Origin of the sequence: Paenibacillus nanchangensis, assembly GCF_046543445.1 — a bacterium.
In the GTDB taxonomy this organism is placed as follows: domain Bacteria; phylum Bacillota; class Bacilli; order Paenibacillales; family Paenibacillaceae; genus Paenibacillus_AQ; species Paenibacillus_AQ nanchangensis.
On record NZ_JBHOFD010000006.1, the window covers coordinates 139585 to 165287 of the forward strand.

Here is a 25703-nt window from a genome sequence, read left to right on the forward strand (position 1 = left end):
GTGAATGACAGGAAAGAGGCGATGGTGCAGAAGCGATGGCACCAGAGGCGGCTATGAGCTGCAGGAGCGAAGCCTGCGCCTACATTTTTGGAGTTCTGCTGCTACCAAAAATTTGAAGAGATTCGGCGATGCTGGCCGGCTCTCTTTTTTTGTCCAAAGGGATTGCGGCAGACACTAAAATACGTTATATTATCATTATCAATAATGATAATAATGAGGTGAAGCAAGATGACCGATCCCAAAGCGGACTTGATTTTGCATCCCATCCGGATGCGAATTCTGCAATCTCTGGCGATGCGGGGCAACCGGACAGCCAAGCAGCTGCTGGATGAACTGGGCGATGTACCGCAGGCAACCCTGTACCGGCATCTGGACAAAATGCTGAAGGCGAACATCATCGGCGTCGCGGAAGAAAACAAGGTGCGCGGCACGCTTGAAAAAGTGTATACTCTCTCCCCCGGCGGGCAAACGGTTACGCCGAGCGGCACGACGCAGGCTTCCGCCGGCGAGCATATGCAGCTGTTTTTGCGGTTTGCGGCCTCGCTGATCGGCGACTTCGGGGAGTACGTCAGACAGCCGGAATACGATTTGGTACAGGATGGCGTATCGTTCCGGCAGGTGCATCTTGAGCTCAGCGATGAGGAATACCGCTCGCTGCTTCAGGAGATACGCGGCGCTATGGCCAAATACGCCGGTAACGCACCCGGCGCGGACCGGCGCAGACGGATGCTTTCCACCATCGTTATCCCCGGTGCCGGGCAGGAAAAATTCCTACCAAAAGAGGAGGACAAAACATGATGACGACAACCAATGATCTGAATAAGCGCGGTGCGGGCCAGGAGACCGATCCGTTTGCCGGTGTATCCCGCCGGGCACTGACCTTTCTCCCGCTGTACCTGCTGGTGCCTGTTGGTTTTTGGGCCTTGATGCAGTCGCTGGGATACGGGATGGACTGGAAAGGTTTTGGCCTTGGAGCGCTGGGATGGTTGATCGCCTTGTTTCTGCGGGGCCCCCTCAGCGCCCTGGTCCGCAATCTGCCTGAAGAACGCGCGAAAACAATTGTGGGAGCCAGCTCGGGTGTCTTTGAGGAGTCCGTCCGGCTGCTTCTGATCGCATTAACCTCGGCCGCGCTGCCTTGGGCGCATTCGGTCGGGCAAGGCTGGGCGGCGGTCGAGGTGCTGTTTGTGATGGTCAATGTCGCGGTAATCGTCTCGCTCCTACCGCGTACGGACGAGAAAGCGATGCAGGCCAAAGAAATCCTGCTGAAGCAGGGAAATCTTCAGGCCAGTCCGCTGTGGGGAATTCTGGAGCGCGTTTGGGCGTCCGCTTTTCATATCGGGGCTACATTAATTGTTGCACATAACCCCTGGACGGTCATCCTGCTTATTCCGCTGCACAGCGCCTTTAATCTCACGGCAGTCAAACTGGGCCAAAAATCGCTTGTCGGGACCAGCCTTTTTATAGCCGCGGTAGGTCTAGCGCTGTTCGGAACGGGACTTTGGCTGGCGGGTGCCGTTTAACAGATGTTCAATGCCTGCGGCGACCCCGTCTTCCTGGTTGCTGAGGGTAATGAAGTCGCTCATATCCTTAAGCACGTCCGCGGCATTCGCCATGGCGATGCGGTAACTGGCCGCCTCGAACATGGGAACATCGTTATAGCTGTCCCCCATTACGGCTACTTCCTCCATCGGGATGCCGTAGTGGGCGGCCAGTTTTTTTATGCCTTCGCCTTTGGTGGCCAGCTCGTGGTTCACCTCAATGTTGTTTTCATGTGAAGCCGTCACAATCACACCCGGAACGCCGGCGAACCGCCCGGCGGCTTCTTTGAGCAGCTCGGGACTGAGCGAAAAAGCAAGCGTTTTGTAAATGACCGTCTCCGGTTTACTCCACACTTCCTCCATGCTCTCTACATACGTTACGGCTGCCTGCCGGAACTGCTGGTCCACCAGTGCCCGGATCAGCCAACGCAGTTCTTCCGGCACCTCGGCCTGCTGGCCGGCGGCCAGCTTTTCCAGACGTACGCGTTTGTTCAGCTCGACATAAACGTTGTCCCCGGTGTACACCTCGTAATACAGCTCCGGCAGCTCGCTCATCCAGCGCAAAAACGGGATAATCGTCTCTTTTTCAAGCGGAGTGCTGGATACCCGGGTTAAATCGGGCAGCGTTACGCCCGCGCCGTTCATGCTGACGACTGGGCATTCCAGCTCGGCCAGCCGGAGCTGTTTTTCCGCGTCCATAAATGATCTTCCCGTAGCGATGGCTACGATATGCCCCAGGCTTTGCGCCCGCCGGATTGCGTCGCGGTTTCCCGGACTGATCATTCCGTCTTCGTTTAACAGTGTTCCATCCATATCCAAGGCTATCAGCATAGGTTGTCTCTCTTCTCCTTTGATGGCCGGGCTTAGGCTGTTCCTGCGCCGGCTCTGTGTCGATTTGGTAGTGCGGCTCCTCGTCTGGCGGATTTAACTGAGGAAAGAAGTAAGTATCGCTATCTCAGTTATACCCTTAATCCTGCAATCCGGCATCCCCGCGGCCAAAAAAAATGACGCAAAAGCTGCAACTTTACCAGCTCCGCTTAGTCTGTTTAGTGACTGGGAGGAAAAAAGGTTATGGAGAACAGGGAACCGGGAATGCGTGCTTCGTCAAGCGAAGCCGTGCTGACCGGATGGATGGAACAGTACGGGGAAGATGTGTGGAATTACGCTTATTTTCTATGCAGGCGCAGAGAAACCGCGGACGATATTGCCCAAGAGACATTTATAAAAGCCTACCGGAATGCGCATACGTTCAGAGGAGAAGCCCAGGTGAAGACCTGGCTGTTCAAAATCGCCCGGAACTGCTGGTTCAGCCAGCGCCGCTCCGCTTTTGCCCGCAGAGTGGCGCTGTTCGGGTTTGCTCCGGAGGACGGGGCGATGCCCTCGGCGGAGGACAGCTTTTTGGCCGAACAGCTGACGCATGAAGTCTGGGGCGCGGTGCTGGCGCTGCCCGCCAAAGACCGGGAGATTTTGCTGCTGCAGGCGCATCACGGCCTGACGCTGGAACAGATTGCGGAGATGCTTGGAGCATCGGTCACCGCGGTGAAGTCCCGGCTGCGCAGAGCGAAACAGCGGGCGGCCCGGCTGCTGAAGGAAAGGGAAGAGGGGAGATGAGGCGGATGAAAGACGATGCGGAACTGGAACAGAAGCTGCGGCATTTGAAGGAAAAGCCGTTTCAGGACAATCAGTTTACTTCCGTGATGCAGGAAAAGGTGCGGAGAGAAGCGGGGGAGAAAGGGGCCCGGAACCCCCGGAGTGCCCGCGGCAGATTTTTTGGCTGGGGGCTGGGGGCCGCCGGACTGCTCGCCGCGGCGCTGCTGCTGACGGTGTTCTGGCCGGACTTGGCGGTTAAGCCGCCTGAAGGGATGACGATGACGCAGGGAGGAGGAGCCGAACAAGGCGGGACGGCTCCCGGGGCTTCGGCTGTACCGACGGCGGCAGCCCGGCCTGCGGACGAAACCCGGTCTGCAGACGAAGCCCGGCCCGCAGACGAAACATCGCCCGCAGACAAGGGCGTGGAGCTTCCCGCAACAGCAGACTACCAGCGGATGATTTTGCAGGGGACCGTAAGTTTTGTTTCCTCAGGAGAGGGAGGGCAGATCAGTCTGCCGCTTTATTCCATCGAAGCTTCTTATGGTGTCGACATCAAGGGTGACGGGACGGATCCTTCGGTGACCCCGGTCACCCCGCTGTCAGCGGTCGATTTTGCGATCATGCCGGATCAAGCGGAGGGGCTGGCGGCTTACTGGATGAATGATGGTGATGATAAACACGGGTACCTGCTGATCGCTCCAAGGGGATGGCGTTCCACCGACTCCGGTGTAGGCGCCAACGCTTCTTACGGTTTCCACCTCCGGAATCCGGATAACCCCCGCGAACGGCTGGATTATATGGATACGGCCGGCAGCTGCGGCGGGTGCGCGATATACAGCATCGGCCAGTATTTTCCCGAGCTTGCCGGGTGGTCGGCCGAAAAAGGGATGGAGGTCTACGAAAAGCTGGATTTTGTAACCCAGGAGCAGGATGGGGATTACAGCCGTTATTCCTATCTGCACCCGGAAACCGGCGTTCTTACAGAAGGCATGGCGCGCAAGGAAATTGACGAAACAGAACCGCTGTACCGGTTCAAAAAAGAGGAGCTTTCACTTGAAGATGCAGGCGGCGGCGAACCGTTAGCAGAGACGATATTGGGATTTTTTAAGGCCCAGGGAGGCGCGGTGGAGACGGGACGACGGCCTTAATTGGCACAATCGGCGCTTCTTTCCGGCTTTAGGGCGCAAAAGGCCCATTCCAGGCGGGGCGAACGTTCATATCCTAACAGCGAATACTGTGAATGGAGATGAATTTATGCCATCGTCCCCGAATGCTTTATCCGGCCGCGCGGTGCCGATTGATGTGCTGATCCCGGCAATTGAAAAGGACCTGGCCACACTGCCCCATGTGGTAGCCGGGCTTCGCCGGCATGTCAGACACCCGATCCGCCGCATTTTGATCATTGCTCCGCGCCGGCCAAAGATGCTTGCTTTTTGCAAAACCCACAACTGCAGCTTTATCGATGAAAATACGGTTCTGCCTATCGTCAAAAAAGATATCCATTACCGCTCGCGCACCTGGGAGCGCTCGGGCTGGCTGTTTCAGCAGCTGCTGAAGCTGAGCGGGGACCGGCTGTGCACGGCGGACTTTTTTCTGGTGATCGACGCCGATACGGTGCTGATCCGTCCGCATACGTTCCGCCGGAACGGACGGACCGTGCTGTACTGCCGGAACTGGAGCCAGGAGGAATACTTCCGCACGTACCGGAAGCTGATGGGATCGCCGAAGAAAGCGCCGACCTCGTTCGTTACGCACTACATGCTGTTCGAGCGCCGCAAGCTGGCGCAGATGAAACGCGAAATGGAAGCAAGGCACGGCACAAGCTGGTATAAGGCGATTCTGCGCAGTATGAACCGTTCGCGGCCGTTTGCTTTTTCCGAGTTTGAGACGTACGGCAACTACCTGTACTCGACGGACCGCGGCGGCATCATCATGCGCAAAGCCCGCAACAAAAGCCTGAATCTCAGCGCGTCGGCCCTTACTGCATCCAGAACGGGGGCGCTGGCGGCGCGGTACCGTTCCGTGTCTCTCCACAAGCGAAAAGATTATTCGCTTAAAACTAAGGCGGGTTCGCGTTGAACCGGCGTCTTCCCCGGGTTGTGCTGCTCTCCGGCGGCTCGGGCCAGCGCCTGTGGCCGCTGTCAAACGGCGTGCGCACGAAGGCATACCTGAGACTGCTGCCGGGCCCGGACGGCGAACGGGAGTCGATGCTCCGGCGGGTGCTGCGCGGGCTGAAAGCGGCGGGCGTGCCCATGGCCTCCGGCTGCGTCGTTACCCAGACCGACCAGCTGGAAATGACGAGGGCTTCGCTGGAGCCGCAGGTCCCTGTACTTGGCGAGCCGCTCAAACGGGGGACTTATGCGGCCGCCGCGCTGGCTGCCGCCTATCTGTATTCGGCGGCTCAGGCGGACCCGGAGGAGACGGTGGCGGTTGTTCCGGTCGACACGTATGCGGACGAAGCGTTTTACCGCCTGCTTGTCCGTCTGCCGGAAGTGCTGGAGCAATCGGGCGCGAGTCTCGCGCTGATCGGGACCGTGCCGGTCGCCCCTTCGTCGGCTTTTGGCTACATTGTGCCGGAGAAGCAGGGGGGCGGGGAAGCCTGGCAGCCGGTCGCCCGGTTCGAGGAGAAGCCGGCTCCGGAGCAGGCCCGGCGGCTGATGAGCGAAGGAGCGCTGTGGAACTGCGGAATATTCGGGTTTCGGCTTGGGTTTCTGCTGGACGACTTGCGCAGACGCGGGCTGCCGCCCGAATACGGCCCGCTGCTTGATGCGTACGGCGAGCTGCCGGCCGAGAGTTTTGACCGGGAAGTTACGGAAAAGACTCCGGGGGTTGTCACTCTGTCTTATCCGGGCGCCTGGAGCGATCTGGGCAGCTGGGATGTTCTCGCCGGTGAATTGGAGGAACGGGTCACGGGGGCGGGCAGCGTCTCGGCGGATTCCGCCGGGACCTGCCTCGTCAACGAGCTGCCCATTCCGGCCCATGTCATCGGCGCGCCCGGCCTGATTGTGGCGGCTTCGCCGGACGGCATCCTCGTCGCGGACAGGCGGCAGGCCGACCGGATCAAGGAGGTGCTTGATGCTGCCGGGCATTCCCGCCGGCCGATGATCTCGGAGAAACGCTGGGGCGAGTACCGCGTACTCGACATAACCGCCATGCCGGGAGGGGGAAGCTGCCTGACCCGGAAGCTCCGGCTGCGGGCGGGCGAACAGACGAGTTATCACCGGCATCCGCATTCCCGGGAGCTGTGGGTCATCCTTGCAGGGCGGGGAGAATACATGCTCGAAGGGAAACTGCATCCGTTGGAATGCGGAAGCATGGTCACGATTCCCGCCGGATATAAACACGGCATCCGGGCGATGGAACCGATGGAATGGCTCGAAATTCGTTGGGGGTTCCCGGCGGCGGAAGGAAGCGGGGATACGGAACGGATAACGATGAGCTGGGGCGAGTAGAGGATCGGAATGGGGGAAAAGGCGAGGCGAGTGCCGGTCTTGCCATGATTTTTCGCTTAGCCTGTATTCGTGGTACAATGAATGGCGGATTATCCGGGCGGCAAAACCCGGAGCCTGTACCCGTTTAGGAGGTCTGATTCCGATGAATTCCAAATATTTGGCTGCGCTGTCGCTGGCGTTTATGGCGTGCGGCTTTATCGTTACCCTTCTGCTTCCAGAATCTACGGTCGTTCTGCTGCTGCTGGGCGGTTTTGAGGCCGGCCTTGTCGGCGGCTTGGCCGACTGGTTTGCGGTGACGGCCCTGTTCCGGCATCCGATGGGGATTCCGATCCCGCATACGTCGCTGCTGCTGAAGAACCGTGACAAAATCGTCCGCTCCCTGATTACGGCAATGGAGACGGAGCTGCTCAACAAAGAAAGCATCGGCAACCGTCTGCGGAGCATCAGCTTTCTGCCGCTGGCCGGGTCCATGCTGACCCGGGCGGCGGCCAAAAAAGCCACCCGCCGCGAGCTTTTGGGCCAAGCGGCGGCGCTGGTCCGCAAGCTTCCGGCCGATTCGGCGGTGCCTTATGTGCAGACCGCGCTGGCCGGCTACGTCCGTGAAGCGGACATCAAAGGCATGGCGGACAATCTGGTTACCCGGCTGATCGAGGACGGCAAGGACGAAGCCGCACTGAACTATGTGCTCGGCCAAGCACTGGAGTGGGCGGATCGTCCGGAAACCAAAAGCATGCTGGGCCGCTTGGCCACGGAGAAGCTGAGCGAGGTCAAGCTCGGCGGGCTCAAAGGCGTCGCCTTCCAGGCGTTTGTCGGCTTTATGGAGGAAGACAAGCTGGGCGAGCTGCTGCAGGGCATGGTTCGTTCCGCTGTCGCTGATTTTCTTGAAGAGGACAGCACATACCGGGCGGACTTGCTCCGTGAAATCCGGATTCGCATCTTCCAGTTCGCCGGCGAAGAAGGCCAGCTGGAACCGCTGCGCGAGTGGGGGTTGCGGCAGCTGGAGGGCGAGGAAGCCGCCGGGCTGATCGCGTCCGCGCTTGTCCGGCTGCAGGAACGCGCGGCCGAATATCTGGAGGAGGACGCGAGAACAGGCGGGCGGGCGTTGTTTAAGCTGTACGCGTGGATTGTCCGCCGGATCGGTAAAGAGACGGTGTGGCTGGAGGAGACGGAGAGCCGGATCCGCACTGCGCTTGTCCGGTTTGTTGAGGCCAACCACTACCGGATCGGCCAGCTGGTCAAAGAAAATCTGGACAAGATGGACGATGCCAGTCTGGTCAGCATGCTGGAAGAGAAGATCGGCAAGGATTTGCAGTGGATTCGGGTGAACGGCGCGCTGTGCGGCTTTTTGGTCGGCATTGTGCTGACGGCGATCCAGCTGCTGTAATATTAGGGTGTGTACGCAAATTGTAAATTAGGGAAATAAGGGTCAGTCAAACGATTCCGTAATGGGTTACGGAATGCTATCAACCCTAGAGCTACAGCTGTTTATTGTCAGATCGATCTGCGAATCCTCTCCTGTGACACACCCGCAACGGATTACCACAGAACACGGTACAGATGTCTTTCCGGACCCAGAGGACGTTATTTCTGAAATTCTGGGGCTTTGATATGCCTGACGGACTCCAGGGCCGTTATTCGTACTGAAAACATACAAACTATGGATTCTTCGCGTAAATAGGCGCATTTGAGTCCGTAACTTTGCCAAAACACAGAATAATCAGCAAATAACGCATCCTGAGTCCGTCAACTTGTACCCATACTTTCTCTGGCGGCTACAAAAGGTGGGAATCTTGGATGATCCTGAAGTATGTTACCATTGAACCCGACTTTGGGCAGAAGATGATGGATACCGCCATAGTCCAAATCCATCAGCATGGGGCCGGCGCAAGGTGGGCAAAGCAGGCAAACGATCAGACGATGAAAAGACAGCCAGGGCCGGAGCGGTAAGCTCCCAGCCCTGGCTGTTTGCGTCTGGCTGTTTGCGTCTGGCTGTTTGCGTCTGGCTGTTTGCGTCTGGCTGTTTGCGTCTGGCTGTTTGCGTCTGGCTGTTTGCGTCTGGCTGTTTGCGTCTGGCGTGTTTGCATTCCCGGCGGAACCTGCCGCCCGACTTGCCGCCGGCGCGTCCCGGTTATGGCGCGGCCAGAGGCGCTTGCGGCGGAGCCGGTGCGGGTGCCGGCGTTGGCGCGCGAGATTCCCCCCCGCCTGCGCCTGCAAACGCCTGCCCGCCAAGCGCCCGTCCGCCAAGCGCTGCGGCATAGAGGCGCTCCAGAGCGACGGCCGAGTACCGCCAGTCAAATCGCGCCTCCGCCTCAGCGCGGGCCGCCCGCCCCATCTGCTCCGCCGCGCCTGGATGGGCCGCCAGCCGGAACAGATAGGCGGCAAACGCGGCCGGTTCCTTGTACTGGCGGACGAGGAAGCCGCTGCGGCCGGGATCAACGATCTCGGCGATGCCCCCGATCCGGGAGGCGACGACCGGTAGCCCGCAGGCCATCGCTTCCACGTTGACGAGGCCAAAGGCTTCATGCCGCTGGGAGGGGCAGACGAAGCAGTCGGCCTGCGGGTAGAGGCGGTGGATGTCCGCATGGGGCACGCTGCCGAGGAAGACCGCCGGGATGCGAAGCCGGCGGGCCAGCTGCTTCAGCCGCCGGACGTATGCCGGCGGACCGCCGCCTGCGACGATGAGCTGCACCGGCACCCGCCGGCGGATCCGGTGCAGCGCCCGCAGCAGCACCGGGACGCCCTTGCGGGGGATGAGCCGACCGGCGAAGAGCACGGTGAACGGCCGCCCGGCGGGCCGGGCCGCCGCCGGCCGGAAGCGATCCGTGTCGACGCCGAGCGGCACGATGGCCGCGGGCGGGATGCGCGGGAACCGGCGGCGCAGCCTCCGCCCAAGCGAGCGGCTGTTTGCCAAAATCAGGTCGGCACGTGCCAATGCGCCCGCAACTTGTCTGGAGGCCGGGACAAAGGTCAAGGAATGCAGAAAAAGCGCCACGGTCAGATCCGGACAGGCGGATTTGACCGCGGCCATCATCCCCGGCCGGTTGTCGACCTGCACCAGATCGAAGCGGCTTTTATGTTGACGGAGGTAACTCAGGACGCCGGCCTTGTACACCGCATAGCTGTCCGCCGCAATCCGGACGAATTCCACGCGTCCCTCCTGCTCCCGGTTCGGCTGTCCTTCGGCGCTGCGGCATAGCACGGTCACCTCATGGCGTTCCGCCAGCCGGACGGCCAGCGCGTGAATACAGATCTCGACCGAACCGCTGCCCGGCAGGGGCAGACGTTCCGGAGCGACCATCGCGATTCGCATGCGATGCACCTCTTTTCCCTTGGTAACCCTCCAGCACACTCCATTTACTGTATGCGTTCCGTTAGGCAGACGACACTCCTTCTCCGGAAGCAAGGCGTATACCCGCTCCGAAAGGCGGTTGCCAGCATATTTTATACGGAATACCCTGGGTGGCCAGCGGAACGATTACAGGGAATGGGAGAGAGGCGACATTGGGAAGCAAACGGTTGACTCACCTGACTAGCAAGTGGATCAAAACAAAGGTGCTGCTGCGCAGCTCCGGCGTATCGCATCTGGTTCCGGAAACCGTCCGGTTTACACGGGACAATCTGAGAGCAATGTTGAATAAATACGGCATGGTGTATGTGAAGCCGGAGCGGGGAACCTACGGCAAAGGGGTAATGCGGGCCGAAGCGGGAGGTGGATCCGGCGGGCCTGCCTACACGTACCAAAGCGGCACGAAGATCAAATCCTTCGGTAGGTTCGAGGCGTTTTACCAATCCCTGCGCAAAGCGACAGGCGGACGAAGCTACCTGATTCAAAAGGGTATTGTCCTGCTGAAGCATCATGGCCGGCGGTTTGATATCCGCGTTATGGTCCAGCTCAGCCCCAAAGGACGCTGGGAAACAACGGGAATTATCGGCAGGGTGGCGGACCGGGGCAAAATTGTTACCAACTACCACAGCGGAGGCCGGCCAACCGCAATTGAGAAGCTGCTGTCTCCGCATATGGATGCCGCAGCTATGGGAGAGACGATCCGCAAACTGAAAAAGCTTGGGGAAGACATCGGCCGCATCTATCACGCTAAATATCCAGGTTTCAAAAAAGTGGGTGTCGACGTTGGATTAGACCGCACGCTGACGCCTTGGATTATCGAGGTTAACACCAATCCGGACCCGTTTATCTTTAACCGGCTCAAGGACAAAACGATGTACCGGCGTGTTATGGCGTACCGGCGGGCCCAAGAACAGCGGACCCGTAAACAAGCGGCGCGGAGCAAAACCTGAGCACGGACGCCAAGGAAAAGGGGATCGGGATAAAGACCGGTTCCCTGTTTTGTGTCTCTTGTTCGGCGTTTCGGTCCTGCACCTCAGCCTCCATCCCGGCTAAAACCGATAAGATTTTACATATATGCGCATACCGGGGCAAATGTACTGATTCAAGCTGTGCACGATTGGGTAAAATGTTGTGATTAGTGACGGGTCAAAGGTCAACTGCTGCCCCAAACCCCGCGTTTTTCGCTCTCTAGGGTTGGAATGATCCTCCATCTTGGCAAAGGGCGTTTTTGTGTTGTTTCGACAGGATTCGGGCGTGAAGATGCGAATATAGTAGTTTAGATAGCGTGCCAACCGGGTCGGCAGAACCGGATGATGATGAAGGAGGCCTTGTTTAATGGATCGTTTGGTGGGGGATATGGGCATATTTGAGCAGGCTTTTATGTTGCATCCGCTAGGGATGGCTATAATATCCTCCAGCACAGGAGTTGTAGAACGTGTGAACCCGGCATTATGCCGTATGCTAGGTTATACCGCAGATGAATTGGGCGTCCTGCTGCGATATGATCCGGACAAGGATGAAGGGATAGGCGGCTGCCGCGAAATTGTATCCCGGTTGGCCGGCGCTCCTTCCTCCTCGATAAATATGGAGATCCGTTTCCCTCATAAGGACGGGCGTAACTTGTGGCTGGCATTGACCTGCTCAGCTGCGGCGGAGCGCGGCGGCTTGTTTATCATTTTTTGCATTGCAGATATCACGCCGCAAAAAGCGGATGACCAGCTTGCGGTTGACAGCCGGGATCTGTATAACCTTGTGATAAAAAACGACCAGAACATCATCACGTTAAGCGGACCCGATGGTACGCTGGCTTTTGTTTCCCCGTCCGTGAAGAAGCTGCTGGGCTATGAGCCGGAGGAATTAGTCGGAAAGGACCGCAGATTTTTTTATCACCCGGCCGATGCGGAAGAGATGCAGGATTCGGACAAGCTGTATTCGGACAACGATACGTTCACCCGGCGGATCCGCCACAAGAACGGAAGTTATATATGGTTTGAGACGTCGTTTCAAATCATCCGGAATGAACAAGGCGAGGAAGAGCGTATCCTTGCAATTGGCCGAAATGTTCATGACCGTAAGCAGTATGAGGAGTCGCTGGCGATTGCCCAGCGTGCGGCAAAAATCGGTTCATGGGTTTGGGATTTTGAAACGGATTTGCTCAGCCTCTCCGAAGAAGCGTATCTAACGCTCCATGGATTTATAACGGAACCGGTAATGAATATCTACGATTACCTGGAGCTCATTCACCGGGAGGATTTCGGGCGGGTGAGCGAAGTGGTCGAACATCAGATGCGGGCCGGCATTCCCGGTGAAATCACTTACCGGCTTGTTTTGCCCGATGGAAACGTCCGGCATTTGCTGATTCAGTGGGAGGGGTTGTTTGACGCATTCGGCAAGCCCATGCGGGTCCTGGGCATGCTGCAGGATAACTCCGAGCGGATGCGGATGGAGGAGAAGCTTCGGGAAAGCGAGCGAAATTACCGGATCATTTCCGAAAATTCGCTGGACTTAATTTCGCGCCATGCCGTGGAGGATTCCATCTTTCTGTACTGTTCTCCGGCGAGCCGCACGCTGCTGGGATATGAGCCGGAAGAGATGGTCGGGACAAGCGCCAATGACTATCTGCATCCGGATGATGTGGAACGGGTCTACCGCTACATGGAAGAAAGCAGGAGGACAGGCCATATCCCGCCGATTGCCTTCCGCTACCGCCATAAGGACGGCAGCTACAGCTGGTTTGAAACGAACAGCCGGTATGTCGAGGACGAACACGGCAGACGGGAGATTATCGCCGTCATGCGCGACATCGCAGACCGGAAGAAATTTGAATTCATGCTTAAAGAAAGCCAGCAGCGTTACCGGTCGTTGTTCGAATATAATCCTTCCGCGGTCTATTCCATGAATCTGGCGGGCGAATATCTAACGGCCAATTCAAAGCTGGAGAAGCTGACGGGTTATACGCTGGAAGAACTGATCGGCATGTATTACGGCCCGATTGTGGCGAAAAAAGACGTGGAGCTGACGAACCGCCATTTTGGCTTGGCCTGTAAGGGTTATCCGCAAAGCTACGATCTGACCCTCATCCACAAGGACGGACATTTGGTGGAGATCAACACGGTTAATGTGCCCATTATCGTAGACGATCAGGTTGTAGGCGTGTATGGCATCTCGCGCGATATTACCGACAGCAAACGCTACATTGAGCAGATCGAGAAGCTCAGCAGCGAGCATACGCTCATTCTGAACTCGGTCTCCGAGGGGATTTTCGGCCTGGATCTGGAAGGCCGTATCCAGTTTATCAATCCTGCGGGCGGCCACATGCTGGGATTCGAGCATGCGGATGTCATGGGTTATCCGTACATCCAGACGCTGGAGCAAACGGCTGTCTACGACGAGCAGTACGCCTCCAAGATCGCGCCTATGCTGAAAGCAGCACGGGAGGGGGTGTCCCACCGCGCTAAAGAAGCGGTGTTGTGGCGTAAGGACGGGTCAAGCTTTTTGGCCGAGTATCAGGTCAACCCGCTGTTCGATAAAGGCGAGCTGAAGGGCTCGGTTATCGTCTTCCGGGATGTAACTGATGAAAAGGAGATTATCCGGGCAAAAGAATCGGCAGAGAAGGCGGATCAGGCCAAGTCGGAGTTCCTGGCGGTAATGAGCCATGAGCTGCGGACGCCGATGAACGGGATTATGGGGATGACCGATCTGCTGGCGGAAACCGTATTGGATGAGGAGCAGCGCGGCTATGTTGAGATCATCGGCCAGAGCAGCGCGGCGCTGCTGCATATTTTGAATGAAATTCTGGATTTCAGCAAAATTGAAGCCGGAAAAATGACGCTGGTGCAGGAGCCCGTCTATCTCCAGTCGCTGCTGGAGCAAGTGCTCGAGCTGTTTTCCGCCAAGGCAGCTGATAAACGGCTCAGCCTGACGGGCCGGATCGGAGAAGGCGTTCCCGCCGTTATTGCCGGGGACGGGAACCGGCTGCGGCAGATTTTAGTTAATCTGGTCAGCAATGCGGTCAAATTTACCGAGCAGGGTTCCGTCTGCATTGAGGTGTCGCGAAGCGATAACGACCATCTGGTCTTTCACGTGCGCGATACGGGGATTGGCATTCCGTATGAGAAGCAGGCGCTGCTCTTTCAGTCATTTTCTCAGCTGCATCCTTCCATCAACCGCAAATATGGCGGAACCGGATTGGGGCTGGCGATCTGCAAAAAACTGATCGAGCTGATGGGCGGTGCAATCGGAGTGGAAAGTGCGGAGAACGCCGGCTCGGACTTCTACTTCAGCCTGCAGGCCGACCGGCTGGACGATTCCTGTGCGCCCGAGCTTGTGCTGACCGGCGAGACCCGGCCGGCGGAGGAAGATGAGAGCGCATATCTCCCGGTTGTCCGGCTGGATGAGGATGTCCCGCTTGAGCCAAACTTTGGTCCGCTGCAAATTCTGGTAGCCGAAGATCACCCGGTCAACCAGAAGCTGCTGCTGACGCTGCTGCGCAAGTGGGGATACCGGGCTGATTTGGCGGCAAACGGTGAGCAGGCGGTGGAACTGGCGCTGAATAACAATTACGATGTGATATTTATGGATATTCAGATGCCTTTGATGAGCGGGCTAACCGCGGCGGCGCTGATCCGTGAACAGTTAACCGGACAGCCGGAGCCGTATATCGTGGCGGTAACCGCCTATGCCAGACGGGAGGACCGCGAAAAATGCCTTGCTGCCGGAATGCGCGACTTTGTCAGCAAACCGTTTTTGTCATCCGAAATTGAACGGATTCTCCGCCAGCAGAGCAGCACCGTGTCCACATGACTGCCATGCTGACCCGGCGGATTGATGGGGTGGAGCCGTTCACCCAGTGGGAGGAAGGGGTAAAATCCCCTGCCTCCGCCTGCGGCCCGGCGACCATCGCCGTCATTACGGAATACTGGAGCCAAAGGGGCTGGAACACTGCGGGCGGCATGAGCCGTTTCGGTTCCAAGTCGGAGTATCTGAACTATTTATACCGCTACTGTGGCGGAACGCCTTGGGGAATGCCGGCATGGAAGCTGATGCGGGGCCTGCGGAACTGTCTGCAGAATGGAGAGGCGGGACCGGCTGCAGTTCGCAGGCTTTCCGGTTTCGGGGACTACAAGGCAGAGATTGAGGCGGGGCGCCCCGTCGCGGTGAAGTTTGATAAATGGTCGTCTTTCCGCTGGCGCGGGAACTATGCATTTGATTATCACTGGACAGTTGGTGTCGGTTACCGGGAATCGGCGGAGGGCGGGCAGTGGCTGCTTGTGCAGGACAACGGGACCCGTATCCGGGGCGGAGGCTACCGCGGCAGCCGGGAGTGTCTGATCGATTATCAGGCGAACCTGCCGGTGCTCACGCTGATTGGAGTGAAGCCGGCCCGGGCGTGACCGGGATATTCCAGATGCCGCAAGCGTTATTCACAGTCCGGCGGCAGTTCTATTGGGATTACCCGCGCCCATCCGCTTAGTCGTAATCGGCAAATGTGTGATCGACAAATAATGTAGGTAAGGCAGCCTTAGCGGCTGTCTTTTTTTGGCGTTTCAGCCCGTTGTTAATTAAAAAACGTAAGCCTATTTCCTTATATTAGTAATTGTAGTTTGGTAACGCTGATTGGGTAATAAAAATAGACGGTTCTGCCGCACAGACAGCAATCGGCCGCAATCGCACACGGCTCAAAGGCTCACGGCATAAGGAGGCGCTGCTATGAACCTGTGGAACTGGAAGGAAAGCATTGTTTATGAAGTATACCCCAGAAGTTTTATGGATTCGGGCGGCGACGGAATCGGAGACCTCCCGGGGATGATCTCCAGGCTGGACCACATCCAGGAGCTCGGGGCGGATGTTGTCTGGATTACACCGGTCTATCCGTCCCCGAACGCGGATTATGGATATGATATCAGCGATTACTGCGCTATTGCACCTGAGTACGGAACGATGGAGGACTGGGAGGAGCTTCGCGACAGCCTGAACCGCAGGGGGATGAAGCTGATGATGGATCTGGTGCTTAACCACACCTCGGACGAGCACCCGTGGTTCCGGGAAGCACGGAAATCCAGAGACAATCCGTACCGGGATTATTACATTTGGCGCGATCCTGGGAAGGACGGGGGCCCGCCGAATAACTGGACTTCCTATCTTGGAGGTTCTGCCTGGGAATGGGAGTCGGAGACAAAACAATATTACCTGCACATCTATGGGCGCAAACAGCCCGACCTGAACTGGGACAATCCCAAGGTGCGCGCCGAGATGCATGCCGTTATGGAATTTTGGCTGGAAAAAGGCGTGGACGCCTTCCGCATCGACGCGGCAAACATTTTGTCCAAAGATCCGTCTTTTTCCGACACCGATTCGGATAAGAAGCAGGGCGCGGGTGAAGAGTATTACCGGAACGGCGTGCATATTCACGATTACTATCAGGAGATGCACCGGGAGGTGCTGTCCCGCTACCCGGTTGTTACTGCCGGTGAGACAGCAAAAGTATCGCCGGAAGACGCGGAGCGCTATACCGCGCCCGGCCGGCGTGAAATGAATATGATCCTTATGATTGAAGCGTCCAAGGTGGCTGAAGGAGACGACGATTTGTGGTATTTGAAGCCTTGGAATTTAGCCGACTTAAAGGGAATTATCAAGAAGTGGCAGACCGAGCTCGAAGAAGGCTGGATTGGCTTGTACTTCAGCAACCACGATCATCCGAGGCTTGTCTCCTATCTTGGGGATGCCGGAAAATGGCGCAGGGAATCAGCTTCGATGCTGGCTGTGCTGGCGCTGTCGCTGCGCGGGACGCCGTTTATTTATCAGGGCGATGAAATCGGCATGACCAACAGCGGGCATTTTGCGCGGATTGAGGATTTCAAAGAGCAGCAGGCGCTGGAATATTACCGGCTGGAGACCGAAAATGGAGCTGCCGAAGACGAAGTGCTGGCCAAACTCCTTCCCGCTTCACGCGACCAGGCCCGGACGCCTATGCAGTGGGAGGACGGCGAAGGTGCAGGATTTACCACAGGCACCCCGTGGATCGGACAAAATCCGAATGCGGACGAAATTAACGTTGGCCGCGCGCTGGCCGATCCGGATTCGGTGTTCGCTTTTTACAAAAAAATGATTCGCTTGCGGAAGGAAACACCGGCATTGGTCTACGGCTCGTACGAGCCGCTGCTGGAGCCGCATCCACGGATTTTTGCCTACCTCCGGGCGCTGGGTTCAGAGCGTCTGCTGGTTGTTCTGAATTTTTCGAAAGAGGAGAGCGAACTGGACTTACCGGCTATGGGTGGAACTGAAGAAACGGGATCGTTTACGCTGCTGATCGGCAACTATCCCGATCTGGCGGAAGGTGCGGAGCTGCCTCGTCATTTGCGGCCGTACGAAGCGCTTGTCTTTCGTATGACATAACGGTTTGACAGCGTTTTACAGGGAATGATATAATCCCGCCTGTACTCAATCAAACGTTTGCACAAATTCTGCTGACTATAGAGGAGATGACAATTTGGCGGTACAGCGAGAGAGGGAGGAACCCATCGATTATGGGGATCCGGCGGTAACTGGCGGAATATCTGTATTTGACCGTGAGTTCGACGATTACTTCAGCTACGAAGGCGATGACCTGGGTTTGACTTACCGTCCGGACAGCTCGGCATTCCGGCTATGGGCGCCGACAGCGCAGGAGGCTTATGTGGTGTTGTACGGCTCCTGGGACGGACCGGCCGATGAGGTGCTGCCGATGGAGCGGGACGTCAGGGGAACCTGGACGCTTACCGTTCCTGGCGATCTGCAGGGCCGTTTTTACACATATCGGGTAAAAGTAGGGGAGTGCGTGGGAGAGGCCTGCGATCCGTACGCGAGAGCTGTGGGCGTAAACGGCGACCGCGGAGCGATTATCGACCTGCGTGCGACCGACCCGGAGCGTTGGACGGACGACAGACCGCCGCTTGAAGACGCGCTTGATGCCATTATCTACGAACTTCATTTGCGGGATTTATCCATTCATCCCAAAAGCGGCATTCTCCATAAAAGCAAGTATCTGGGGTTGGCGGAAGAAGGGACGCGGGGACCGGGCGGCATTCCGACCGGGCTTGATCATATCGCCGGGTTGGGCGTAACCCATGTGCAGCTCCTGCCTGTCTATGACTATTCCACTGAAAGCGTGGATGAAACACAGCTGGATAAGCCGCATTATAACTGGGGATATGATCCCAAAAACTATAACGTGCCCGAAGGCTCCTATGCGACGGATCCTTATGTTCCGGGACTGCGCATCACCGAGCTCAAGACACTGATCCAGAAGCTGCACGATACCGGGCTCCGGGTTGTTATGGATGTGGTCTACAATCATGTCTACGATGCGTTCCGCGTTAATTTCACAAAGCTGGTTCCGGGCTACTATCTCCGCCATGAGCCGGACGGCGAGCTTTCCAACGGTTCGGGCTGCGGGAACGACTGTGCGACCGAACGGAAAATGATGACCCGTTTTATCGTGGATTCGGTGCTGTATTGGGCCAGGGAATATCATTTTGACGGCTTCCGTTTTGATTTGATGGGCCTGATTGATATCGAGACGATGAATGAGGTTCGCCGCAGACTCGATGAGATCGATCCCACGCTGCTGATGATCGGGGAAGGCTGGATCCTGGAGACGGCGCTGCCGGAAGAGCGGCTTGCCCATCAGAAAAATGCGCGGAGCATGCCCCGGATCGCTCAGTTTAACGACTCGTTCCGCGATGCCGTCAAGGGCGATGTGTTTTTGTTCGACTTACCCGGCTTCGTGGGCGGCGGAAGGAAGCTGGACACTCAAACCAAGGGAGGCATTGCGGGCGGTATCCAGTACGGCGGCGGTATCGGACATTATGCCGGCGAGCCCGGGCAGGTTGTCAATTTTGTCGAATGTCATGACAATCATACGCTGTGGGATAAGCTGGTGTTGTCTTGTCCGGATGCGGACGAGGCGGAGCTTACCGCCATGCACCGGCTGGCGTCCTCCATGGTGTTAACCAGCCAGGGGATAGCTTTTCTGCACGCCGGACAGGAGTTTATGCGGACCAAGCAGGGTGTGGAGAACAGCTTTAAATCGCCTGTGGAAATAAATTGGCTGGATTGGGAACGCTGCGCGCAGCGGACGGACGATGTTGCCTTCATGAAAGAGCTGATCGCTCTCCGCAAGGCACATCCGGCCTTCCGGCTCCGCAGTGCCGATGAAATCCGCCGCCATCTTGTGTTTGAGCTGGTTCCATCCGGCAGTATCGCTTATACGCTGCGGGATCATGCCGGGGGAGACCCCGCGCGCCATGTTTATGTGCTGTACAACAGCGGCAAGGAAACCGAAGTCCGGTTGCCGGAGCTTGGGGAATGGCGGGTCCGCTTCGGAGCGGATCATGTGCGCTCGCTTTCAGGTTACCGGCTGACAGCCGGCGGACCGGGAATGATTGTGCTGATCGTCGAAGATTAATTTACGACAATGACAATATAGTTAAAAAAATGAGGGAGCCGACCGGATAATCGGGCGGGTGAACTCCCGCCTGTCCGTAAGGAAGCTGTCTCCGCAAGGCAAGGCTGCGGAAGACGGCCCGGCTCGGATCGCCTTGATCCTTCATTCATTAGCCGTCCGGCCGTTACTGCGCCGGGCGGCTTTTTTGCGCCCGGCGGTTTTTTGTGCAGCGCAGTTAGCCGTCAGCCCCTGCTCTCCAGTATCTTTTCCCGGCTGCTGGAGCGAACCCGGCTTTCGGAGCAACCCGGCAGTTTTCGCAGGCAGCACCTTGTTTCCATCGCCAAATCATGCGGACATTTTGGACAATATCGTTAGTTTGAATGTGTCATTTTGTTTACATGGTGATTTACTTCATTACGCCGATGAGGAAACGAATGCTACGATGGCGAAAAGCAAGGAATAACGGACACTTCGCACCAGCCTGCTTTTTCGCTTTACTGCGGCATATAATCTTGATTTGAACGATGCGAATCGGCACAATAAGGGAGAGAACAGGGAATGGGGAAAACAACCGGATTTTTAGAATATAAACGGGAAACGCCGGCGGAATGCGAGCCGCTGCGCCGGATTGCCAATTGGGATGAATTCGCTGTCACGATGGAGGAAGAGAAGCTGCGGGACCAGGCGGCCCGGTGTATGGATTGCGGTACGCCGTTTTGCCATGTCGGCCGGATGTTGTCGGGTATGGCTTCGGGCTGCCCTGTGCACAATTTGATCCCCGAGTGGAACGATCTGGTGTACCGCGGGAATTGGCGGGTCGCGCTGAAACGTCTGCACAAAAACAACAATTTTCCGGAGTTCACTGGCCGGGTGTGTCCCGCTCCCTGTGAGGGTTCCTGTACTGTGGGCCTGCACGGCCAGCCCGTAACCATTAAGTCGATTGAAAAGGCGATTGTTGACCGCGGATTTGCGGAAGGCTGGATTGCACCGGAACCGCCGCTGTCGCGGACGGACCGGAAGGTTGCGGTCGTCGGCTCCGGGCCAGCAGGTCTGGCCTGCGCGGCGCAGTTGAACAAAGCCGGGCACAATGTGACGGTCTATGAGCGGGCGGACCGGATCGGCGGGCTGCTGACCTACGGCATTCCTAACATGAAACTCGATAAAAAGACCGTGCAGCGCCGGGTGGATCTGCTTGCCGCTGAAGGCGTAACGTTTGTGACCGGCACGGAAATCGGCACCGATCTGCCGGCCGCGGAGCTGAAGGCGCAGTTCGACGCCGTTGTGCTGTGCGGCGGTGCAACCCGGCCGCGCGATTTGAACGTAGAGGGCCGGGAGCTGGCGGGCATCCACCAGGCGATGGAATTCCTGACGCTGAATACAAAAAGCCTGCTGGATTCCGGCCTCCAGGACGGACGTTACCTGTCGGCCGCCGGCAAAGACGTCGTTGTAATCGGCGGAGGTGACACGGGAACGGACTGTGTGGCTACAGCTATTCGCCATGGCTGCCGGAGCGTAACCCAGCTTGAGATTATGCCGCCGTCCCCGCTTACCCGGCAGGCGGGCAACCCTTGGCCGGAATACCCCAAGGTGCTGAAGGTCGATTACGGACAGCAGGAGGCTGCCGCGCTGTATGGGGAGGACCCCCGCCGTTACCTGGTCTCGACCAAACGCTTTATCGGCGAAGAAGGACATGTATCAGGACTGCTTACTGTACAAATTGAATGGGTCCGCGGCGAAAACGGCCGGATGACACCGGTTGAAGTGCCGGGCAGTGAAGAAGTGCTGCCGGCGCAGCTGGTGCTGCTGGCGATGGGCTTTACTGGACCTGAGGAGACTATACTTGCGCAGCTGGGCGTCGAACTTGACGAACGGTCCAACGCCAAAGCCGAATTCGGCCTGCAGGCAACCAATGTTGAAGGGATTTTCACTGCCGGCGATATGCGGCGCGGCCAAAGCCTGGTTGTATGGGCGATTAACGAGGGCCGCCAAGCCGCACGGGAAGTCGACCGCTATTTAATGGGGGCCTCCAATCTGCCCTGAATAGACCTGGCGTCTTCATCAATCGAAGCAGGGCGCTGACATTTGGGCATGCAGCTTGTCTCTTGCGCCCAGTCCTACCCGTCAAGCTGGGCACGAAGATGCTCATGTGCGGGTCCTGCCCGTCAAGTTAGGCACGAAGATGTTCATGCTAGGCACGAAGATGTTCATGCGCGGGTTCTACCCGTCAAGCTGGACACGACGCTTGTTCATGCGTGCGTTCTACCCGTCAAGCTGCCGCTGGTATCCATCAAAGAAAGGCGTGAGAAACGATGAAACTGATGTTTATATCCGATATTCATGGTTCCCTGGCCTGGTTGAACCGGGCGCTGGAAAAATACGAGGAGGAGCGCCCGGATCAGCTGGTGCTGCTGGGAGATTTTTTGTATCACGGTCCACGAAACCCGCTGCCCGAAGGGTATGATCCCCAAGGGGTGGCCCAAGCGCTTAATCCGCTGAAGCAGGTGATTGGGGCCGCCGTGCGCGGTAATTGCGACGCCGAAGTGGATCAAATGCTGCTGGAATTCCCGATGATGGGGGACTATGCGCTAATCGTGCATGAAGGCAGACGTATTTATGCGACGCATGGACATCTTTTCAGTATGGACTCTCTGCCGCCGCTGTCGCCGGGTGATGTGTTTATTCAAGGACACACGCATGTTCCAGTGGCGGAGGAAAGGGAAGGGATTTATGTGCTGAATCCCGGATCAATCGCTCTCCCCAAGGAAAATCATCCGAATTCGTACGGCGTGATTGAGAACGGAGTGTTCAGCGTCAAAGACTTTGCCGGGGGTGTAATCCGCAGTATTGCCTTCGCATGACCACGTAGTATTGCCTTCTCGTGACACGTAGTATTGCCTTCTCGTGACACGTAGTATTGCCTTTATATGACATGCAGTCTTGCCTTCGCGTAATACGTGAGGCTATTCGCGTAATCCGCAATATTGCCTGCGCGGCTTAAATTATTGTCTTCGGCAATAAAGCATTGCCTTCATGCGTGCCTGCTGCATTGCCTTCACGCCAGCCTGCTGCATTGTCGTTAATTGTGGATCGCATAATCCTGCATTTAAACCGCTCCAATTCAGGCTGGGGCGGTTTTTGGCATGCCAAATTGTACCGGATGATTTGTTCCCGTGATCCGTCTTCCGCAATTGAGTATGAAACGAGTTTATTGTATGATGGGTTAGGATGGGCGGAGGCTGTTTTCGGCCTGTTCAAATTTAGAGCAAAGCGAGCCAAATAAATGAATCCTAGAGATTTAAACTATAGCATGCCGCCCGAATGGGCAGAGCATGAGCGCACATTGATTTCGTGGCCGGTTCAGGCGTCCATGTGTTTTCCGGATGAGCATGAATCGGTCTGCCGCGGGTATATTGATATAGTAAAGGCCATCGCCGAGTTTGAGCCGGTCACGGTGGTTGTAAATCCTGAAGAACTGGAGACGGTTCGTGAGCTGGTCGGCGGGCCGCGGGTGGAGCTGCTGCCGATTCCGCACAGCGATGCCTGGCTGCGGGATAATGGTCCTACCTTTTTGGTGAATTCTCAAGGCCAACTTGCGGGAGTGAATTGGAAATTCAACGCTTGGGGCGGCAAATATTCTCCCTGGGATCTGGATGACAAGGTTGCTCCGCAGGTGCTGGAACACTTCGGCGTCCGCCAATTTGACGCTCCGCTAATCATGGAGGGCGGTTCTATTCACACCGACGGTGAAGGTACGCTGCTCACAACGGAAGAATGCCTGCTGAACCCGAACCGGAATCCGGGACTTGGCCGCGGAGACATCGAAGCTTATCTGCACCAGTTCACCGGAGCGGAGAAAGTAATCTGGCTGAAACGCGGTCTCAGCGGCGACGAGACGGACGGCCATGTCGACAACATCGCTTGTTTTGCGGCGCCGGGCAAGGTGCTGCTTCAGGTATGCGACGACCCAAATGACGAGAACTACGAAATTACGCAAGAGAACCTGCGTATTCTTGAAGAAGCGGTTGACGCCAAGGGACGCCGGCTTGAGGTGATCACAATTCAGCAGCCGCCGCGTACGGATTATGAGGACGGACGGCTGACGCTGAGCTATTTGAATTTTTATTTTGTCAACGGAGGCATTATTCTGCCGGTATTTGGCGGTACGGCTGCCGAGACGGATCAGCTTGCTCAGCGCGTGCTGCAGGAAGTGTTCCCGGACCGGACCATCCGCCCTGTTAACGGCATGGCTGTCATCCGTGAAGGCGGCAATGTGCATTGTACGACACAGCAGATGCCGGCACGTACGGCGCTGCGTTAAGTTTTAGAGCTTACATTCAATTATCGAAGGAGGAAGATACGTTTGAGAAACGTAACAGTAGCCGCCACGCAAATGAGCTGCTCCTGCAACATCGACGAGAACATCAGCAAAGCGGAGACGCTCGTCCGGCAGGCTGCGGCCTCCGGCGCGCAGATTATTTTGCTTCAGGAGCTGTTTGAAACTCCGTATTTCTGCCAAAAAGAGAAGTCCGATTATTATGCGTATGCCACGGAGCTGGAGCATAATAAGGCGGTTAACCATTTTAAATCGATCGCCAAGGAACTGCAGGTTGTTCTGCCGATCAGCTTTTATGAGAAAAAGAACTACGCCCGTTACAATTCGCTAGCGGTTATCGACGCCGACGGCTCGGTTCTCGGCAAATACCGCAAAAGCCATATCCCGGATGGTCCGGGTTATGAAGAGAAGTTCTACTTCAATCCTGGAGACACGGGATTCAAAGTGTGGAACACCCGCTACGCCAAGATCGGTGTGGGAATTTGCTGGGATCAATGGTACCCCGAGGCGGCTCGCATCATGACGCTGATGGGGGCGGAAGTGCTGTTTTATCCTACAGCCATCGGTTCGGAGCCTCAGGATCATACGATTGATTCCAAAGATCACTGGCAGGCGTGCATGCTGGGTCATGCGGCAGCGAACCTTATCCCTGTTGTTGCCTCCAACCGGATCGGCGTGGAGGAAGACGAAGAATCCAGCATCAACTTCTACGGATCTTCGTTTATCGCCGGGCCGCAGGGCAACAAGGTTGCGGAAGCCGGCCGGGATGAGCAGGCTGTGCTGGTTAGTGAATTTGATTTGGACGCGCTGGAGGTCGGACGGATTGAATGGGGGATTTTCCGGGACCGCAGACCTGATCTGTACCGGATGATTGCCTCTTACGATGGCGATGTAACAATCTAAATAACACTGTTTCAAGTAAAAGAGTGCCTAGGAGCCGCTTGATGAGCGGCTCTGCAGGCGCTCTTTTTTTATGCAATTGTTGTGCTGTACTGCATAATCCAACCTTATGTTAAATAACATTACATAAAACAATAATATTAATTGTTATGACCAACCTAATCTGCTAAAATCGCTGTAAGTATTTTTTGAAATCGGGGGTGTTTGAAGTGAGAAAGGTGAAGAACAGAATTTTTATGTCAGTTTTACTACCATTAATGGCGTTGTCTTTGGCGGCATGCGGAAACGGAAATTCGGGTACGGACTCGGCTGGGAGCGGGAATGCGGCAACGGGGGGCGGCGCGGCTTCGAGCAGTGCGCCGGCGGCGTCCGGGGAAGGGCTGCCCGAGAAAGTGAAGTTTGCCAGCGATGCGAGTTACGCTCCAATGGAGTACATGGACAAGGACAAAATCGTAGGTTTTGACATCGATTTTATTGCGGAGGTAATGGAGGAGGCCGGAATGGAATATGAAGTGGTCAACACCGGCTGGGATACCATGCTGACCAGCGTACAGCAGGGAACGGAATATCATGCGGGACTCTCCTCGGTATCGATAACGGAGGAACGCAAGCAGACCTACGATTATTCGATTCCCTATTTTGAATCCACCAATATGATTATGGTCAAGGAAGGAAGCGAGATTAAAAGCGCGCTTGATCTGAAAGACAAAACGGTGGCTGTTCAGACGGCGACGACGGCGGATTCGCTGATGAGCGAAATTATGGGGCTCGATAATCCGAAGCTGAAGCGCTACGACAGCAACGCGGTGGCCCTGATGGAGCTGCAGGGAGGCGGGGCCGATGCCGTGGTCGCGGATAACGCAATCGTCGGCGAATACATCAAAAACAATCCGGATCAGAAAGTGGTTGGCATTACGGACACGGAGAATTTTGGCGCGGAGTACTACGGTATCCTATACCCGAAGGGGAGCGCGCTGAAAGCGAAGCTTGATCCGGCTATCCGGACGGTGCTGGAGAACGGGAAGTACGAGGAGATCTACAAAAAGTGGTTCGGAGAAGCACCGGACATGGACAGCTTGCTCAAGGCGGAATAGAGCGCGTCCCGCAAAGAAGCATGCGT

20 protein-coding genes are annotated in these 25703 nt (G+C 56.8%); 18 read left to right on the forward strand and 2 right to left on the reverse strand.

Annotated features, from left to right (window positions below; all coding sequences use genetic code 11):
- Positions 1-228: 228 nt before the first annotated feature.
- Complete coding sequence (locus ACE6ED_RS06400; protein ID WP_410826270.1) at positions 229-798, forward strand: helix-turn-helix domain-containing protein; 570 nt, start codon at positions 229-231, stop codon at positions 796-798.
- Positions 795-1520, forward strand: coding sequence for a YhfC family glutamic-type intramembrane protease (locus tag ACE6ED_RS06405; protein WP_410826271.1), 726 nt, complete (start codon positions 795-797; stop codon positions 1518-1520). Before ACE6ED_RS06400 ends, ACE6ED_RS06405 begins: the two co-directional genes overlap by 4 nt.
- Here ACE6ED_RS06405 and ACE6ED_RS06410 read toward each other — a convergent pair.
- The gene (locus ACE6ED_RS06410) at positions 1476-2369 is read right to left on the reverse strand and encodes an HAD family hydrolase (RefSeq protein ID WP_410826272.1); all 894 of its coding nucleotides are present in this window, start codon (positions 2367-2369) and stop codon (positions 1476-1478) included. The genes ACE6ED_RS06405 and ACE6ED_RS06410 overlap by 45 nt on opposite strands.
- Positions 2370-2609: 240 nt before the next feature.
- Here ACE6ED_RS06410 and ACE6ED_RS06415 point away from each other — a divergent pair, with 240 nt between their 5' ends.
- The 6 genes from ACE6ED_RS06415 to ACE6ED_RS06440 all read left to right on the forward strand — a co-directional run bounded on the left by ACE6ED_RS06415 (position 2610) and on the right by ACE6ED_RS06440 (position 8527).
- Positions 2610-3149 carry an RNA polymerase sigma factor gene (locus ACE6ED_RS06415; protein ID WP_410826273.1) on the forward strand — a complete coding sequence of 180 codons (540 nt, stop codon included), beginning with the start codon at positions 2610-2612 and terminating at the stop codon, positions 3147-3149.
- Between the two features lie 5 nt (positions 3150-3154).
- On the forward strand, positions 3155-4276 hold the full coding sequence (locus tag ACE6ED_RS06420) for a DUF4850 domain-containing protein (RefSeq protein ID WP_410826274.1): 1122 nt from the start codon (positions 3155-3157) through the stop codon (positions 4274-4276).
- A gap of 106 nt (positions 4277-4382) precedes the next feature.
- Positions 4383-5207, forward strand: coding sequence for a DUF6492 family protein (locus ACE6ED_RS06425; protein ID WP_410826275.1), 825 nt, complete (start codon positions 4383-4385; stop codon positions 5205-5207).
- Positions 5204-6580: a sugar phosphate nucleotidyltransferase gene (locus ACE6ED_RS06430; protein ID WP_410826276.1), complete on the forward strand. Its 1377-nt coding sequence runs from the start codon at positions 5204-5206 to the stop codon at positions 6578-6580. The genes ACE6ED_RS06425 and ACE6ED_RS06430 overlap by 4 nt, the downstream gene beginning before the upstream one ends.
- Before the next feature lie 142 nt (positions 6581-6722).
- Positions 6723-7964 (forward strand): DUF445 domain-containing protein, encoded by a 1242-nt coding sequence (locus ACE6ED_RS06435; protein ID WP_410826277.1) that lies wholly within the window; start codon positions 6723-6725, stop codon positions 7962-7964.
- A 410-nt stretch (positions 7965-8374) separates the two neighbouring features.
- Positions 8375-8527, forward strand: coding sequence for a hypothetical protein (locus ACE6ED_RS06440; protein WP_410826278.1), 153 nt, complete (start codon positions 8375-8377; stop codon positions 8525-8527).
- A 181-nt stretch (positions 8528-8708) separates the two neighbouring features.
- Here the strand turns inward: ACE6ED_RS06440 and ACE6ED_RS06445 are convergent, their stop codons facing one another.
- The gene (locus tag ACE6ED_RS06445; protein ID WP_410826279.1) at positions 8709-9890 is read right to left on the reverse strand and encodes a glycosyltransferase family 4 protein; all 1182 of its coding nucleotides are present in this window, start codon (positions 9888-9890) and stop codon (positions 8709-8711) included.
- 191 nt (positions 9891-10081) lie between these two features.
- On the opposite strand from ACE6ED_RS06445, the gene ACE6ED_RS06450 reads away from it, so the two are divergent.
- The 10 genes from ACE6ED_RS06450 to ACE6ED_RS06495 all read left to right on the forward strand — a co-directional run bounded on the left by ACE6ED_RS06450 (position 10082) and on the right by ACE6ED_RS06495 (position 25677).
- Positions 10082-10876: a YheC/YheD family protein gene (locus tag ACE6ED_RS06450; RefSeq protein WP_410826280.1), complete on the forward strand. Its 795-nt coding sequence runs from the start codon at positions 10082-10084 to the stop codon at positions 10874-10876.
- Positions 10877-11261: 385 nt separating this feature from the next.
- Positions 11262-14729 (forward strand): PAS domain S-box protein, encoded by a 3468-nt coding sequence (locus tag ACE6ED_RS06455; protein ID WP_410826281.1) that lies wholly within the window; start codon positions 11262-11264, stop codon positions 14727-14729.
- A complete protein-coding gene (locus tag ACE6ED_RS06460; protein ID WP_410826282.1) occupies positions 14726-15319 on the forward strand; it encodes a C39 family peptidase in 594 nt (197 codons plus the stop codon). Before ACE6ED_RS06455 ends, ACE6ED_RS06460 begins: the two co-directional genes overlap by 4 nt.
- A 316-nt stretch (positions 15320-15635) precedes the next feature.
- The gene (locus ACE6ED_RS06465) at positions 15636-17321 is read left to right on the forward strand and encodes a glycoside hydrolase family 13 protein (RefSeq protein ID WP_410826283.1); all 1686 of its coding nucleotides are present in this window, start codon (positions 15636-15638) and stop codon (positions 17319-17321) included.
- 94 nt (positions 17322-17415) lie between these two features.
- The gene (gene pulA / locus ACE6ED_RS06470; protein WP_410826284.1) at positions 17416-19371 is read left to right on the forward strand and encodes a type I pullulanase; all 1956 of its coding nucleotides are present in this window, start codon (positions 17416-17418) and stop codon (positions 19369-19371) included.
- Positions 19372-19908: 537 nt separating this feature from the next.
- Positions 19909-21390, forward strand: coding sequence for a glutamate synthase subunit beta (locus tag ACE6ED_RS06475; RefSeq protein ID WP_410826285.1), 1482 nt, complete (start codon positions 19909-19911; stop codon positions 21388-21390).
- A 269-nt stretch (positions 21391-21659) separates the two neighbouring features.
- Positions 21660-22208, forward strand: coding sequence for a phosphodiesterase (gene yfcE / locus ACE6ED_RS06480; RefSeq protein ID WP_410826286.1), 549 nt, complete (start codon positions 21660-21662; stop codon positions 22206-22208).
- Between the two features lie 422 nt (positions 22209-22630).
- The gene (locus ACE6ED_RS06485) at positions 22631-23668 is read left to right on the forward strand and encodes an agmatine deiminase family protein (RefSeq protein WP_410826287.1); all 1038 of its coding nucleotides are present in this window, start codon (positions 22631-22633) and stop codon (positions 23666-23668) included.
- 42 nt (positions 23669-23710) lie between these two features.
- Entirely contained in the window at positions 23711-24586 is an 876-nt protein-coding gene (gene aguB, locus ACE6ED_RS06490; protein WP_410826288.1) for an N-carbamoylputrescine amidase, read from the forward strand.
- A gap of 254 nt (positions 24587-24840) precedes the next feature.
- On the forward strand, positions 24841-25677 hold the full coding sequence (locus tag ACE6ED_RS06495) for a basic amino acid ABC transporter substrate-binding protein (RefSeq protein WP_410826333.1): 837 nt from the start codon (positions 24841-24843) through the stop codon (positions 25675-25677).
- Positions 25678-25703: the final 26 nt, after the last annotated feature.